This is a genomic window from Campylobacter concisus, assembly GCF_002913765.1.
Taxonomy (GTDB): domain Bacteria; phylum Campylobacterota; class Campylobacteria; order Campylobacterales; family Campylobacteraceae; genus Campylobacter_A; species Campylobacter_A concisus_BB.
The window spans coordinates 197,403-211,504 of the sequence record NZ_PPCH01000025.1 but is presented as its reverse complement, the minus strand read 5'-3'; the positions used below and the strand labels follow the sequence as shown (position 1 = coordinate 211,504).

16 protein-coding genes are annotated in these 14,102 nt (G+C 42.7%); 14 read left to right on the top strand and 2 right to left on the bottom strand.

Annotation, left to right across the window (positions count from 1 at the left end):
- The first annotated feature begins 1 nt into the window (after nucleotide 1).
- From CYO89_RS07850 to CYO89_RS07805, 10 genes are all read left to right on the top strand, one after another.
- Nucleotides 2-1,210 carry an LL-diaminopimelate aminotransferase gene (locus tag CYO89_RS07850; protein ID WP_103597875.1) on the top strand — a complete coding sequence of 403 codons (1,209 nt, stop codon included), beginning with the start codon at nucleotides 2-4 and terminating at the stop codon, nucleotides 1,208-1,210.
- Nucleotides 1,207-2,469, top strand: coding sequence for a homoserine dehydrogenase (locus CYO89_RS07845; protein ID WP_103573262.1), 1,263 nt, complete (start codon nucleotides 1,207-1,209; stop codon nucleotides 2,467-2,469). Before CYO89_RS07850 ends, CYO89_RS07845 begins: the two co-directional genes overlap by 4 nt.
- A 1-nt stretch (nucleotide 2,470) precedes the next feature.
- Nucleotides 2,471-2,812 (top strand): YraN family protein, encoded by a 342-nt coding sequence (locus CYO89_RS07840; RefSeq protein ID WP_103597874.1) that lies wholly within the window; start codon nucleotides 2,471-2,473, stop codon nucleotides 2,810-2,812.
- Nucleotides 2,813-2,884: 72 nt separating this feature from the next.
- On the top strand, nucleotides 2,885-3,199 hold the full coding sequence (gene trxA / locus CYO89_RS07835; protein ID WP_021092602.1) for a thioredoxin: 315 nt from the start codon (nucleotides 2,885-2,887) through the stop codon (nucleotides 3,197-3,199).
- Nucleotides 3,199-3,645 carry a hypothetical protein gene (locus CYO89_RS07830; RefSeq protein WP_004318021.1) on the top strand — a complete coding sequence of 149 codons (447 nt, stop codon included), beginning with the start codon at nucleotides 3,199-3,201 and terminating at the stop codon, nucleotides 3,643-3,645. Before trxA ends, CYO89_RS07830 begins: the two co-directional genes overlap by 1 nt.
- Nucleotides 3,646-3,654: 9 nt before the next feature.
- Nucleotides 3,655-4,593 (top strand): NAD(P)/FAD-dependent oxidoreductase, encoded by a 939-nt coding sequence (locus CYO89_RS07825; RefSeq protein WP_103597873.1) that lies wholly within the window; start codon nucleotides 3,655-3,657, stop codon nucleotides 4,591-4,593.
- Nucleotides 4,594-4,927: 334 nt separating this feature from the next.
- Nucleotides 4,928-5,698 (top strand): 4-hydroxy-tetrahydrodipicolinate reductase, encoded by a 771-nt coding sequence (dapB, locus tag CYO89_RS07820; protein ID WP_103597872.1) that lies wholly within the window; start codon nucleotides 4,928-4,930, stop codon nucleotides 5,696-5,698.
- Nucleotides 5,699-5,970: 272 nt separating this feature from the next.
- Complete coding sequence (purF, locus tag CYO89_RS07815; protein WP_103597871.1) at nucleotides 5,971-7,308, top strand: amidophosphoribosyltransferase; 1,338 nt, start codon at nucleotides 5,971-5,973, stop codon at nucleotides 7,306-7,308.
- Nucleotides 7,305-7,967, top strand: a complete 663-nt coding sequence (locus tag CYO89_RS07810; RefSeq protein WP_103597870.1) for a hypothetical protein — start codon at nucleotides 7,305-7,307, stop codon at nucleotides 7,965-7,967. The genes purF and CYO89_RS07810 overlap by 4 nt, the downstream gene beginning before the upstream one ends.
- Nucleotides 7,968-8,081: 114 nt before the next feature.
- Nucleotides 8,082-8,750 (top strand): hypothetical protein, encoded by a 669-nt coding sequence (locus CYO89_RS07805; RefSeq protein WP_103597869.1) that lies wholly within the window; start codon nucleotides 8,082-8,084, stop codon nucleotides 8,748-8,750.
- A 155-nt stretch (nucleotides 8,751-8,905) separates the two neighbouring features.
- On the opposite strand, the gene CYO89_RS07800 is transcribed toward CYO89_RS07805, so the two are convergent.
- Together CYO89_RS07800 and CYO89_RS07795 are read right to left on the bottom strand one after the other, a co-directional pair.
- Nucleotides 8,906-10,063 (bottom strand): double-cubane-cluster-containing anaerobic reductase, encoded by a 1,158-nt coding sequence (locus tag CYO89_RS07800; protein ID WP_103597868.1) that lies wholly within the window; start codon nucleotides 10,061-10,063, stop codon nucleotides 8,906-8,908.
- Complete coding sequence (locus CYO89_RS07795) at nucleotides 10,050-10,829, bottom strand: acyl-CoA dehydratase activase (protein ID WP_103597867.1); 780 nt, start codon at nucleotides 10,827-10,829, stop codon at nucleotides 10,050-10,052. Before CYO89_RS07795 ends, CYO89_RS07800 begins: the two co-directional genes overlap by 14 nt.
- Before the next feature lie 151 nt (nucleotides 10,830-10,980).
- Here CYO89_RS07795 and CYO89_RS07790 point away from each other — a divergent pair, with 151 nt between their 5' ends.
- From CYO89_RS07790 to CYO89_RS07775, 4 genes are read left to right on the top strand one after another with little or no spacing between them, the layout of a single operon-like run.
- Complete coding sequence (locus CYO89_RS07790) at nucleotides 10,981-12,333, top strand: MATE family efflux transporter (RefSeq protein WP_103597866.1); 1,353 nt, start codon at nucleotides 10,981-10,983, stop codon at nucleotides 12,331-12,333.
- Between the two features lie 44 nt (nucleotides 12,334-12,377).
- Nucleotides 12,378-13,046: a CsgG/HfaB family protein gene (locus CYO89_RS07785; protein ID WP_103586454.1), complete on the top strand. Its 669-nt coding sequence runs from the start codon at nucleotides 12,378-12,380 to the stop codon at nucleotides 13,044-13,046.
- Nucleotides 13,031-13,435 carry a DUF4810 domain-containing protein gene (locus CYO89_RS07780; protein WP_103597865.1) on the top strand — a complete coding sequence of 135 codons (405 nt, stop codon included), beginning with the start codon at nucleotides 13,031-13,033 and terminating at the stop codon, nucleotides 13,433-13,435. Before CYO89_RS07785 ends, CYO89_RS07780 begins: the two co-directional genes overlap by 16 nt.
- Nucleotides 13,425-14,102 (top strand): DUF799 domain-containing protein, encoded by a 678-nt coding sequence (locus tag CYO89_RS07775; RefSeq protein ID WP_103597864.1) that lies wholly within the window; start codon nucleotides 13,425-13,427, stop codon nucleotides 14,100-14,102. Before CYO89_RS07780 ends, CYO89_RS07775 begins: the two co-directional genes overlap by 11 nt.

Sequence of the window (14,102 nt, the reverse complement as noted above, 5' to 3'; positions counted from 1 at the left end):
AGTGTTTGATGAGATAAGATTTAATACAATTGAGCGTTTGCCAAACTACGTTTTTGCCGAAGTAAATGCTATAAAAATGGCAGCACGCAGAGCTGGCGAGGACATCATCGACTTTTCTATGGGCAACCCAGAGGGCAGAACACCGCAACATATCGTCGATAAACTATGCGAAAGCGCGCAAAAAGACAAGACCCACGGCTACTCAGCCAGCGCTGGAATTTACAAGCTCCGCCTTGCCATTTGCAACTGGTACAAGAGAAAATACGGCGTAAATTTAGACCCAGAGACCGAAGCGGTCGCCACAATGGGCAGCAAAGAGGGCTTTGTCCACCTAGCCCAAGCCGTGATAAACCCGGGCGACGTGGCTATCGTGCCTGATCCTGCATATCCGATACACACGCAGGCGTTTTTGTTTGCTGGCGGAAGTGTCGCAAAGATGCCACTTCACTACAACGATAAATTTGAACTAGATGAGAATAAATTTTTTGAAAATTTGACCCAGACGATACACGCAAGCTCACCAAGGCCAAAATATGTAGTTGTAAATTTCCCGCACAATCCAACGACCGTGACCGTGCAAAAGAGCTTTTACGAGCGCCTTGTAAGCGTTGCAAAGCAAGAGAGATTTTACATCATCTCAGATATCGCCTACGCTGATCTTACCTTTGATGGCTACAAAACTCCAAGCATCTTTGAAGTTGAAGGCGCAAAAGACGTTGCAGTCGAGTGCTACACTCTTTCAAAAAGCTACAACATGGCTGGCTGGAGAGTTGGCTTCATGTGCGGGAACAAGAGACTTTGCGCCGCTCTTAAAAAGATAAAATCATGGGTTGATTACGGCATGTTTACGCCTATTCAAGTCTCAGCCACGGTCGCACTTGACGGCGATCAAAGCTGCGTTGAAGAGATACGCCAAATTTATGAAAAAAGAAGAGATGTGATGATAGAGGCCTTTGCTCAGGCTGGTTGGGAGCTTAAAAAGCCAAATGCTAGCATGTTTATCTGGGCGAAACTTCCACCAAAGGTTAGCCACTTAGGCAGTCTTGAGTTTTCAAAGCAGCTTCTTACAAAGGCTTCAGTTGCAGTTAGTCCGGGCATTGGTTTTGGCGAGGGCGGAAACGACTACGTGCGCTTGGCTCTTATCGAAAACGAAAATAGGATAAGACAAGCGGCCAGAAATATAAAAAAATATTTGAAAGAATTTGAATGAATGTAGCGATATTGGGCGTTGGAACCGTTGGTGAGTCGGTTGCAAAGATTTTACTAAAAAACAAAAAACTAATCGCAGCAAGATGTGGCGAAGAGATAGTGCCAGTCATCGGTGTGGTTAGAAATTTAAATAAAAAAAGAGACGCTGGCATTCCTTTGACTGACGATATAAATAGCGTCATAAACCGCGATGATATCGACGTTTTTGTCGAGCTTATGGGCGGCGTTGAAGAGCCTTTTAGAGTGGTGAGCGAAATTTTAAAGCGCAAAAAAGCGGTCGTCACTGCAAACAAGGCACTTCTTGCCTATCATAGATATGCTTTGCAAAATTTAGCCAAAAACACGCCATTTGGCTTTGAAGCAAGCGTGGCTGGTGGCATACCGATCATCAGAGCCTTAAGAGAGGGGCTTAGCGCCAACCACATCTTAAGCATAAATGGCATACTAAACGGCACCAGCAACTATATCCTAACCTCGATGATGAATGAGGGTTCAAATTTCAAAGACGCGCTTAAAAAGGCGCAGGAGCTCGGATATGCCGAGGCTGACCCTACCTTTGACGTGGGTGGCTTTGACACAGCTCACAAGCTTCTCATCCTTGCAAGCATCGCATACGGCGTGCACGGAGATCCAGAGGACATCTTGATCGAGGGGATACAAGGCATCACGCCAGAGGATATATTTTTCGCAAAAGATTTTGAATACTCAATAAAACTTCTAGCCATCGCTAAAAAAAGCGAGGGCAAGGTCGAGCTACGCGTGCATCCAGCGCTTGTACCGCAAAATAAAATGATAGCAAAGGCAAGCGGCGTAACAAATGCGATAAGCGTCGTTGGCGAGGTCGTTGGCGAGACTATGTACTATGGGCCTGGAGCTGGCGGCGATGCGACAGCAAGTGCGGTAATTAGCGATCTCATCGACATCGCAAGAGATAGCAAGTCGCCGATGCTTGGATACAAAGCGCCATTTGAGCTAAACACCTTAGAGCTTCTTGACCGCGACAGGATAAAGACAAAATACTACTTTAGGCTAAAAGTCGAAGACAAAATGGGCGTGCTAGCAAAGATAACAAATTTAATGAGCGAAAACAACCTTTCAATCGATAGCTTACTGCAAAAGCCAAAAGATGAGAGCGAGTATGCCGTGCTATTTTTCACGACGCACACGAGCTTAGAGGCTGATGCGAAGCGAACGATGGAGCTTTTAAAAGAGCAAGAGTATATAAAAGAAGAGCCATTTATGATGAGGATCGAGGAGTAGCTTGGGGCTAAAAGAATACCTCTTTGGTAAGAGCTCTGAAGATAGGGCTTGCGAGTTTTTGCGTAAGCTTGGTTTTGTCATTTTAGAGAGAAATTTTCACTCTAAATTTGGCGAGATCGACATCATCGCGCTAAGTAGCGATAAAATTTTGCATTTTATTGAAGTAAAAGCAACTGGTGGAGAGTATGAGGCTCAGTACCGCCTAAACAAGGCGAAATATATGAAAATTTTAAAAACGATAAATTTTTATATGATGAAAAATGAGCCAAATAGAGACTTTCAGCTTGATCTGCTTGTTGTAAAAAATGAAAATTTTGAGCTGATAGAAAATATTAGTTTATAATAAAATTTATTATTTATCTAAAATTTAAATTTGATTTTGTATAATTGCCACATCTTAAAATAAGGAGAACAAATGGGAAAATACATCGAACTCACAAAAGAAAATTTTGATGTAACAAAAGAAGGCGTTGCTCTAGTAGATTTCTGGGCTCCATGGTGCGGACCTTGCCGTATGCTAGCTCCAGTGATCGAAGAGCTTGCTGAAGACTTCGAGGGCAAAGCGAAAATTTGCAAGGTAAATACTGATGAAGTGCAAGATCTTGCAGTTGAGTTTGGCATCAGATCGATCCCAACATTGCTATTTTTCAAAAATGGCGAGCTAGTTGAGCAAATGGTCGGTGCGCAGTCAAAACAAGCCCTAACTGACAAACTAAATTCGCTTCTTTAATGAGCGAAAAAAGAAGAGGAAGCCTGCTTCCTCTTACCTATATATTTGGTTCATTTTTTGGTGCAGCTATGATAGCGGCTGCATTTGCGTATAGCAACTATCGTTTTTCACAATATAAATTTGTTGATTTTGCGAAGCTAGTTTTTTACGAAAAAAGCGAAATTTTCACTCCAAAAGAGCCAAAATACACGCTTTTAATCTTCAGTTCAAATCAATCAAAATTAGACGAAATTTTACCAACCAAAAATGAAACAGTTGTGGCAATCGATATCTTTCAAAAAAGATATGAGTCAAACTCAACACTAAAATATATAAGCTCAGATATAAATACAGTCCTAGAGCTTATGCGAAATTTAAGCATCACGAAGCTTCCTAGCAGTGTTGAGATAGTTCATCAAAGGGGCGAAATTTATAAACAAAATTCGTCCATAAATGTTTTAGAATAAAGGAAATTTATGCTTGATTTAGCGATCATCGGAGGCGGTCCAGCAGGACTAAGCGCCGGACTTTACGCCACTAGAGGCGGATTAAAAAATGTTGTAATGTTTGAAAAAGGCGAGCCTGGCGGTCAGATCACCTCTAGCTCAGAGATAGAAAACTACCCAGGCCAAAAAGCCCCTGGCGAGAGCGGCTTTGACTTTATGAGCACTTGGTGGAAGCAGTGCAGTGCATTTGGACTAGTTCATAAGTGGGCAAACGTCGTTGGCGTTAGAAAAAATAGCGACGGCAGCTTTGAAATTTTACTTGAAGGCGGCAAGAGTGAGCAGGCAAAGGCTGTCATCGTAGCGACTGGCTCAACCCCAAGACGTGCTGGCTTTAAAGGCGAGGACGAGTTCTTTGGCAAAGGCGTTAGCACGTGCGCAACATGCGATGGCTTCTTTTACAAAAACAAAGAGGTAGCCGTTCTTGGCGGTGGCGACACAGCTGTTGAAGAGGCACTTTATCTAGCAAATATCTGCTCAAAAGTCTATCTTGTGCATAGACGTGACGAGTTTAGAGCAGCGCCAACAACCGTTGAAAAAGCTAGAAAAAATGAGAAGATCGAGTTTATAACAAGTGCAACTGTAAAAGAGGCGCTTGGTGATAAAATGGGTCTAACAAAGATCGTGCTTGATACCAAAAATGGCGAGCGCGTGCTTGATGTGCCAGGCATTTTCACATTTGTCGGACTAAATGTAAATAACGGAATTTTAAAAGATGAAAACGGCAAATTTATCTGCGAAATGGCTGATGGCGGACAGGTCAAGACAAATCTCAAGATGCAAACTAGCCTAAAAGGGCTCTTTGTAGCAGGCGACATCAGAGAGGATGCTCCAAAACAAGTCATCGTAGCAGCAGGCGATGGCGCAGTGGCTGCACTTAGCGCTATGAGCTACATAGAAAGCTTACATTAATACTCAAATTTAGCCAAATTTTTGGCTAAATTTCTTTTTCAAAATAAACCTTTTAGCAAAAATTTACATTTTAAAAGTGCTTGATTTTTAGGCTTATCAGAACATTTTTTTAAAAATTGCGTTAATAAAATAAATCTAAAACGTAGTGTAGTCGCATTTTTGGCACAAAGTGATAAAGATATGGCACATAAGCCATTTTTCTTATCATGGCAATTATCACAATGCTAATTTTTAATTAAATCCCAGCCTCAAATAGCTATTTTTAAAAGCCATTTCGTAATCTCTCTATAATAAATTTTATGTTAAATTTCAACCAAAAATCAAAGGATAAATTTTGGTAAAAATAGGACTTTACGGCGCTAGCGGCAAGATGGCTCAAAGCATCATCTCTTGTTTAAAAGATGAAAAAAACGCCACTTTAAGCGTCACTTTTAGCCAAAAAAATGAGGTTGAAAATTTAAGTAGCGAACTTTTGACAAACGACTTTGCTAAATTTTTTGAAGCGTGCGACGTTATCATCGACTTTAGCCAAAAAGAGGCGACCGTAGCACTGCTAAACTACGCTAGAACCAACCCAAAACCACTAGTCATCGGCACGACTGGACTAAACGACGACGAGAAAAATTTGCTTCACCTAGCATCAGGCACTATGCCAATACTCTACGCAACAAACATGAGTCTAGGCGTAGCAGTGTTAAATAAAATTGCAAGGATAGCTTCGAAAGTTTTAAGAGAATTTGATATAGAGATCGTCGAGCAGCACCACAGACACAAAAAGGACGCTCCAAGCGGCACTGCGATGACCTTAGCAGGCTGCGTGGCAGAGGCAAGGGATCTAAATTTAAAAGATGTTTTAGTAACTGGCAGAGCTGGCATGGTGGGCGCAAGAAGTAAAGACGAGATCGCGGTTATGGCGCTTCGTGGCGGTGACGTGGTCGGTCGTCACACGGTTGGCTTTTATAATGACGGCGAATTTATCGAGCTAAACCACACCGCAACTAGTAGAGCGACCTTTTCAAAAGGTGCCATTAAGGCTGCCATCTGGCTAAAAGATCAGAGCAGCGGTCTTTACTCGATAGACGATAGTTTGGGGCTTGATGATTAAATTTAGTCTTGATGATATAAAGAGCTACAAGCTAGAATTTGTCGATAAATTCTACCTGTCAGAGCGCGAAAGCGTCAAAATTTAAGAGCTAATGAGTTTGATCTGAGATGATGAAATTTAGTTTTAGCGCATGTGGATTGTTATAAATGGTGCAAATAGTGGCGAATATATCGGCACTTTGGATAAAAAGCCACTTATAAAATGGTGCTTAGGCGTTGGCTATGAAATTTAACTACAAAGATGAAATTTAAAAGATGAAAAGAGGATAAAAGATGTGTGCGATAGTTGGTATCATAAATTCTAAAGATGCGGCGAAAACGGCGTATTATGCGTTATTTTCTATGCAGCATCGTGGTCAAGAGGCAAGCGGTATCAGCGTTTGCGACGATGGCGAGATCTCTACCCACAAGGGCAACGGCCTAGTCACCGAGGTCTTTAACGAGGAGGTTTTGAGCTCACTAAAAGGCGACATGGCGATCGGTCACAACCGCTACGCAACAGCTGGCAAAAACTCAGGCCGTGACGCTCAGCCAATAGCCGCCAACTACGCCCTAGGTCAAATCTCGATCGTTCACAACGGAAATTTGGTCAATAAAGACGAGGTTAGAGACGAGCTCATCAAAGATGGCGCGATATTTCAGACAAATATGGACACAGAAAACATCATCCACCTCATCGCAAGAAACCACGACGAACACCTACAAGATCGCATCATCGCAGCACTTGATAAGATAAAAGGCGCTTACTGCTTGCTCGTGCAGTCACGTCACAAGACCTTTGCCATAAGAGACCGCTGGGGCGTTAGGCCGCTAAGCCTTGGCAGGCTAAAAGATGGCGGATACATCGTAGCTAGCGAGACTTGCGCGTTTGACCTTGTGGGAGCGACATTTATAAGAGATGTTAGACCTGGCGAGATGATAGTTTTTGAGCACGGCAAGAGCGAGTTTCAAAGCTTGCAAATCTTCGAGCCAGATCCTAGAATTTGCGCCTTTGAATACATCTACTTTGCGCGCCCAGATAGCGTCATAGAGGGCAAAAGCGTCTATGAAGTGAGAAAAAAGATGGGTGAAGTGCTAGCTAGAAAGAGCAAGGTAAAGGCTGACTTTGTAGTGCCTGTGCCAGATAGTGGCGTGCCAGCAGCGCTTGGATACGCAAACGAGAGCAAAATTCCATTTGAGCTAGCCATCACCAGAAATCACTATGTGGGCAGAACCTTTATCGAGCCAAGCCAAGAGATGAGAAATTTAAAGGTTAAGCTAAAACTTAACCCAATGTCAAGCGTGCTAGCTGGTAAAAGTATCGTCGTGATCGACGATAGCATCGTTCGTGGCACCACTTCTAAAAAGGTGGTCGATCTCTTAAGACACGCAGGGGCAAAAGAAATTCACTTCAGAGTTGCGTGCCCTGAGCTCAAGTATCCTGAGCGATACGGCATCGACACACCAAGCTTTGAGGAGCTAATAAGCGCTAAAAAAAGCATCGAAGAGGTCAGAGAGTACATAGGAGCCGATAGCCTAGAGTTTTTAAGCATTGAGGAGCTTAAAGAAAGCATCGGCAACGAGAGAAAATACTCGCTTGTAAGCTTTGATGGTGATTACTTCATAAAATGAGAAATTTAGTAGTTTTGCTGCTTGGGGCACTCTTTTTTGCTGGCTGCTCGCAAAAGACGCCTAGCAAAAAAGATGAAATTTCCATCATGGTGAGCTATTTTGAGCTAAATGGCAAAAAGCAGCAGCTACTAATAAAAAGCATGCCAAGCTTAGCTGATAAAAATGCCAGCGTGCCATTTTTTGGCATGATAAATTTCCTCGATCAAAATAAAACTACAAGTGCCTACTCTCTCGTAAGTGGCGTTATAAACGTCATTGAAGCTGATAATGCCTCTATAAATTTAAACAAAACTAGTGACGTTTTAGCCCTTAAAAAATCTAGCGAGATAAGGTTTTATGAGATAAGGCCTGATGTGGTTGAGAGTGTTAAATTTAGATCACCAAACGGCGTTTGCGCTGAGTTTTTGGCTCAAAAGCCAGTTTTTGTAAATGCGGCCACCAACTACTACTTAAGAGATGATAGCTTTTTTGCAAGTTTAATTGATGCAAAATTTGTCTATAAAAAGGGCGCAAAGATACTAAAAAAGGAGTTTGCTTATAGTATTTTAGAGCCCAAAATCCTAGAAGAGGCTAAAGAATTTACACAAAAATTAAACCAGCTTTTCTTAAACGATATGCAAAAGCTTGGCAGACTGCTTGACATACTCTGCACATTTTAGCGAGCACTTACACACTAAATTTATACTTTTTCATGGGGCTGCACCCTTTTAAAATTTATTTTAAGTACGGGGGGGGGGTAGAATGCCTTTTTAAATCAAAAAGGAGATATCAAGATGAAAAAGCAAATTTTAGCTTCTATTTTAGTTGGTGCGCTTGCTGTAAGTAGTGCTCCTGCATGGAGTTTATTTGGCAGCGATAGAGAAAAACCAAATTATGATTATAGCGCTGATAAAAAGCTTATAGAAATAAATACTAGACCAATTAGCACTGACAATGCAAAATATTGGTGTTTTGACAAAGGTAATGATTTAGGTTGTCTTTCGCTAGAAAAATTAGAAGCTTTAGAGAGTAAAGACCTTAAAAAAGTTGTAAAATTCTACGAAAAAACCATTCCAGAATACTGCTACGATAAAAAATTTGCTCCAGCTTGCAATATACCAGCTATTGATTTAATTCAACAAAAATTATCATACTATGTTAGAAATGATATTGATAATAAAACTATAGAAACTTTTTATTCTGATTATGCAAAAGCACTTTCTGAGTCAAAAGCAGATGTAAAAATGCTTGAATATGGCTGCAATGAACTAAAAAGTGCCTATATATGTAGAGATCTACGCGATATGTATAAATACTTAGGAGATAAAGATAAAACGAAAGAGTATAACGACAAAATGAAAAATGGTGATGAGAAGTGGAATTCGGTTCTTTATGATTATAAGCACATGCGATATATCCACGGTGGTTATTCAAGCTGGTGGCTTTTAGAAAAGATAAAATAATTAAATAAAGTATTTTCATTCGCTTTAGCTGACTTGCAAAATTTAGTAAATTTCACTGCATTTCAAGTCAGCTATTTTAAATTTCAAGCTAAATTTAGCCCCCCTGCTCTTTTAAATTTAGCGCTCACCTCAAAAAGCCAGACGCCAAATTTATTCTAAAGCATCTCTATAAATGCCTCGAGCCTTGTCTTGATCTGTCCAGCGTCGCTTGTAGAAAAGTCCGTCTCAAGCGCCATATAAGGCGTATCCACATCGTTGCACGCTCTTTTCATATTGGCAGTTTCTACATTGTAGGTGTGACAGGCTTGCAGCACAACGTCGATCACGCCGTCCGCCTTATACTCTTTTATCATCTCTTGTAGCACCTTTTCTCTCTCTTTATTTGGCGACATGATAGAGCAAGGTATCGCCATGTAGCGCTTTGCTATGGCATTTATAGGATCATCATTTTCATCGATTAAGTTGCTAAAATTTTTAGTTCCAGTGCAGTTTTCGTAAGCTACCACGACGCCGCCCGCCTCTTCTATGGCTGGTACGATCTTGTCATAGACCCCTCCACTTGGACAGCCTGTGATGATGATGCGTTTGGCGTCCTTATGCACGGGTGAAATTTTATCTCTCACGCACTCTTTTAGCTTCTCAATGATGATCTCAAGGTCGCTTATCTGCTCCTCTTTGTCAAAGATAAAGCCATTTCCATATAGCAGTGCGTGCAGCTCTTTGCCGTTCATCGGTGGCGGCGTTAGCTTCATGAAATTTTGAATTTCTCCCATCAGCTCGCGCTCTTTGTTAAATAGCCTGATAGAGTTTCTAAGCTCCTCATCGCTCACGCTCACGCCAAATTTAGCCTCCAGGCGCTTTTTTAGCTCCCTGACCTCATCTTGCCAAATCTCCAGGCTCTTTTGACTCTTGAAATGTGGCAAATGCATGACGTGCACATCTTTAAATTCGCCCATTAGCTCATACATCTTCTTCTTGCCGTCGCACGTCGTCTCGCCGATAACGATATCAGAGTTTCGCACAAACGGGCACTTGTTCGCTTTTGCAAAGCCGTAGCTTGCTTTTATGAGCGGACAGAGGTTTTTAGGCAGGTACTTTTCACCCTCAACGACCGCGTTATCGCCAGTTGCGCAGACACTCACGCTGTAAGCATTTGCCGCGTGGATGATCTCCCTTGGCGTATAGGTGCAAAAGATAGCAGCGATCTTTTGGCCGCTATTTTTGACTGCTTCGACGTTTTGGGCTAAATTTTTCTTAGCGCCATCATAGGTAGCGAAAATTTCGCTCAAACTCATACTCTCATTTATCGCCATTTTCTCTCCTTAAATTTCTTATCCCTGCAAGGCTAGCGCCTATCGCACCGCAGTAGATCGCATCTTTGTGCGTGGTGACGCTAGCTTGCAAGCACACTTCTAAATTTTCTCTCACATACTCACTCTTACTAAAGCCACCGCTTAAGAAGTAGCTCGTATTTGCCTGTTTTTTGACCAAATTTGAAATTTTATTTATAGCTGAGACTATCACCGCTTTTGCGATATTTTCTCGTGAGATATTTTGAGCGATGAGACTTATGATCTCAGATTCCGCAAAGACCGTACACATCGAGCTTATGGATATATCTTTGTCGCTATTTTTAGCAAGGCGCGTAAGCTCATCAAACCTAACTCCAAGGCGGTTTGACATCACTTCAAGAAATTTACCAGTGCCAGCTGAGCATTTATCATTCATCGTAAAATCCGTCACTGAGCCATTTTCAAGCTTGATAGCCTTCGTATCTTGTCCGCCCACGTCTATAACTGTGCAGTCGCTTTTGCAAAAGTAGTGCGCCCCAAGCGCGTGGCAAGTGATCTCTGTAAGGGTTTTGTCAGCGTATGGCACCGAAACTCTGCCGTAACCTGTCGCAGTAAAATATAGCTCGCCAAGGTTTAAGCCTAAAACTCGCTCTTTTATAAGCATAGCCGTATCTGCGCTGCTCCAGCCAGTTGGGAGTAAAAATAGCTCCTTTATCTCGCCGCTACTTGCCTCTATGATCGCGACTTTTGCAGAAGTTGAGCCTATATCAATACCGATTGAGTGCATTTTGTATCCAAAAAAGGTCTTTCTAAAACTTAGAACTGGCGTGATTTTACTCACTTTAAGACAAATTTGTCAATAAATAAGACCCAAAATTTATAGCCTTTTCACCTTTTAAAATTTATAATTTACCCACACTTTACAAAGGGGATGAAATTTGAAAAATTTGACAAACGAGCAGAGATTTTTCTCAAATGCCGACCTTGCAAGGCTCTTTTTCCCTATCGCCGTAGAGCAGTTTTTAGAGTATAGCCTAGGCCTTGCAAACTCGCTAATGGCAGCAAGCGTTAGCGAAAGTGCGGTGAGTGCGGTGAGCCTTGTGGAGTTTGTCATGGCGCTATTTATTAGCATATTTACTGCCATAGCCACTGGTGGCTCGGTGGTCGCTAGCCAGTATCTAGGCAGCAAACAAAGCGGCAACGCCAGAAATACCGCCGATCAGCTAGTTTGGTTTAGTCTAATTTTTGCCATCTTTATAGCCCTTGCCATCATAGTTTTAAAAGATCTCATCTTAGACAAAGTCTTTGGCGATATCGGCGAACAAGTGAGGCGCGATGCTAGCCACTACCTCGTTTTCTCCGCCATTTCAGCGCCATTTTTAGCCCTCTATGCAGCAGCTGCGGCGATCTTTCGCACGATGTCAAACGCAAAGCTACCTATGTATATCATGGCGGCTGCAAATTTACTAAATGTGCTGCTAACTGCCATTAGCATCTACACATTTCACACAGGGGTGCTTGGCATCGCCATTAGCACGCTCATAGCAAGAGCGATTGCTTGCTTTGTCATAGTTTATCTACTACTTGATATCAAGCTAAAACTTCACATAAGAAAGAGCCTTATCTATAAATTTGACTACGAGATCATCAAGAAAATTTTAAATATCGGCGTGCCTTATGGCTTTGAAAATTCGATGTTTTACGTGGGTCGCATCATCGTTTTGAGCCTTGTTTCGCTCTTTGGCACGGCAAGCATCGCTGCAAATGCCGTGGGCGGGACGATCGTGATGTTTCAAGTGCTCCCTGGCATGGCGATAGGCACAGGTCTAAGCGTCGTCGTGGCTAGATGCATCGGCGCAAATGACTTTAATCAGGCTAAATTTTACGTAAGAAAATCGATGCTAAGCATCTACATCGTGCAGCTTTTTAGCACGGCTGCCGTATTACTGCTTCTTGAGCTGCTACTTCGCGTTTATAATCTCTCAAGCGAGGCCATAAATTTAACAAGGCAGATCGTCTGGTATCACGGCATCGCGATGTGCCTCATCTGGCCGCTTGCCTACACCTATCCGACCGTTTTTCGTGCTGCTGGGGACGCAAAATACCCGATGATAGTAAATTTAGCCTGCATGTTTGCCTGCAGGATCGTGCTAGCTTATATCTTTGCGCTCACCTTTGATCTTGGTATGATAGGCACTTGGTTTGCGATGTTTGCCGACTGGGCGGTAAAGGCGGTGCTCTTTGTGCGCAGATACGCAAATGGCACGTGGATGAAATTTCGAGCCATTTAAAAAAAAGTAGTAATATACACACGATTTTGTCACAAAGGATAAAGATGAAAAATGTTTTAAAATTTAGTGCAGCTCTAGTGATAGCAGCGCTTTTTGCAGGGTGCGCAAGTGAGAGTTCAAGAGTGGTAGAAACCCCAAAAGTAGCAAGCTATGGCTCAGTCTATAACGGCAAAAAGGTCTCAGTTTCCATTGGTCGCTTTAATAACCAATCAGCCTATCAAAATGGCGCCTTTAGCGACGGCGAGGATAGACTTGGCAACCAAGCTCAAAGCATCCTAATCACAAATTTACAGCAAAGCGGTAGATTTTCGGTGCTTGAGCGATCAAATATGTCAGTCCTCAAACAAGAGAGCGAGCTAAGCAAAGAGGCTCAAAATTTAAAAGGCTCAAGATACGTCATAACTGGCGATGTGACCGAATTTGGTCGCAAGACAACAGGCGATCACCAGCTATTTGGCATACTTGGCAAAGGCAAAAAGCAAACCGCCTACTCAAAGGTAAATTTAAACGTTGTCGATACCAAAACGGCTGAGGTCGTCTATTCAGTTAGCGGCGCTGGCGAATACACCCTTTCAAACCGAGAGATCATCGGCTTTGGCGGCACTGCAGGATACGACTCTACGCTAAATGGCAAGGTGCTAAGCCTAGCGATAGTTGAAGCGGTAAATAACCTAGTAAATGGCATAGAAAGCGGAGCATGGCAAGTAAAATAGGGCTTGCCTGCCTTGGCGCTCTTGCGCTCGTGCTAGCAGGATGTAGCAACGCAAGTGGCCCAAGGTCGCTTTACTACTGGGACGGCACATATAGCAGCTCGCTATATAGCTATCTAAACGAAGATGGCGACGCAACCGAGCAAATTTCACGCTTAGAAAATTTAGTGCAAAACTCAACCCAAAGAGGCTACAAGGTTGCGCCAGGGCTTTATGCGCACCTTGGACTTTTATACTTAAATAATGGGAATTTAGGCGCTGCAAATGCAAATTTTGACAAAGAGGTGCAAAATTTCCCAGAGTCAAAAGAATTTATAAATTTCATCAAAGGCTCTAAAAATTTAACCCCAAAAAAGCAGAGCAAAAAAGAGGGAGCGAAAGATGAAAAATAGCCTGAAATTTATAGCTGTGACGCTTCTTGCGATATTTTTTGCGGGTTGTTCTTTCAAAGAGCCTGAGCCATACGACTACTCAGCCTTTTTGCAAAAAAAGCCACGCTCCATCCTAGTACTCATGCCAACAAACGATAGCACCGAGGTTGCTGGCTCAGCAGCGGTTTTGGCTAACTCAGTAGCCCCACTTAGCGAGGCTGGATACTATGTATTTCCGGTGGCTCTTGTAAATGATACGTTTAAGCAAAATGGCATAACCGAGCCAAGCGAGATCGCAGCCGTGCCACTAAATAAGCTTGATAAAATTTTCCACGCCGATAGCGTGCTTTACATAAACATCAAAGACTACGGCACGAGCTACGTCATAGTCTCTAGCTCGACAAAGGTAGTGCTTGAAGCAAAGCTAGTTGATATAAAAAGTGGCGCGACGCTCTGGCAGGGCGAGGCAGCAGCTGCAGAGGATAGCGGTAATGGACAAAACAGCCTGCTTGGCATGCTAGTCTCAGCTGTCATCACGCAGGTGGCAAACACTATCTCAGATAGATCATACGACCTAGCAGTAAGGGCTGATGCCTACCTATTTTCTAGAAACTGCCACGACTGCATACTTTATGGGCCATATTCGCCTCACTACGGCAAAGACGCCCAGCTACATAAAGATAGATAA

What these genes read in the sequence shown, in the direction of transcription:
- CYO89_RS07780 (WP_103597865.1), top strand. Translation starts at nt 13,031, where the DNA reads ATGGCAAGTAAAATAGGGCTTGCCTGCCTTGGCGCTCTTGCGCTCGTG.
- CYO89_RS07830 (WP_004318021.1), top strand. Translation starts at nt 3,199, where the DNA reads ATGAGCGAAAAAAGAAGAGGAAGCCTGCTTCCTCTTACCTATATATTT.
- CYO89_RS07795 (WP_103597867.1), bottom strand. Translation starts at nt 10,829, where the DNA reads ATGCACTCAATCGGTATTGATATAGGCTCAACTTCTGCAAAAGTCGCG.
- CYO89_RS07785 (WP_103586454.1), top strand. Translation starts at nt 12,378, where the DNA reads ATGAAAAATGTTTTAAAATTTAGTGCAGCTCTAGTGATAGCAGCGCTT.
- trxA (WP_021092602.1), top strand. Translation starts at nt 2,885, where the DNA reads ATGGGAAAATACATCGAACTCACAAAAGAAAATTTTGATGTAACAAAA.
- CYO89_RS07805 (WP_103597869.1), top strand. Translation starts at nt 8,082, where the DNA reads ATGAAAAAGCAAATTTTAGCTTCTATTTTAGTTGGTGCGCTTGCTGTA.
- CYO89_RS07810 (WP_103597870.1), top strand. Translation starts at nt 7,305, where the DNA reads ATGAGAAATTTAGTAGTTTTGCTGCTTGGGGCACTCTTTTTTGCTGGC.
- purF (WP_103597871.1), top strand. Translation starts at nt 5,971, where the DNA reads ATGTGTGCGATAGTTGGTATCATAAATTCTAAAGATGCGGCGAAAACG.
- CYO89_RS07775 (WP_103597864.1), top strand. Translation starts at nt 13,425, where the DNA reads ATGAAAAATAGCCTGAAATTTATAGCTGTGACGCTTCTTGCGATATTT.
- CYO89_RS07845 (WP_103573262.1), top strand. Translation starts at nt 1,207, where the DNA reads ATGAATGTAGCGATATTGGGCGTTGGAACCGTTGGTGAGTCGGTTGCA.
- CYO89_RS07825 (WP_103597873.1), top strand. Translation starts at nt 3,655, where the DNA reads ATGCTTGATTTAGCGATCATCGGAGGCGGTCCAGCAGGACTAAGCGCC.
- CYO89_RS07800 (WP_103597868.1), bottom strand. Translation starts at nt 10,063, where the DNA reads ATGGCGATAAATGAGAGTATGAGTTTGAGCGAAATTTTCGCTACCTAT.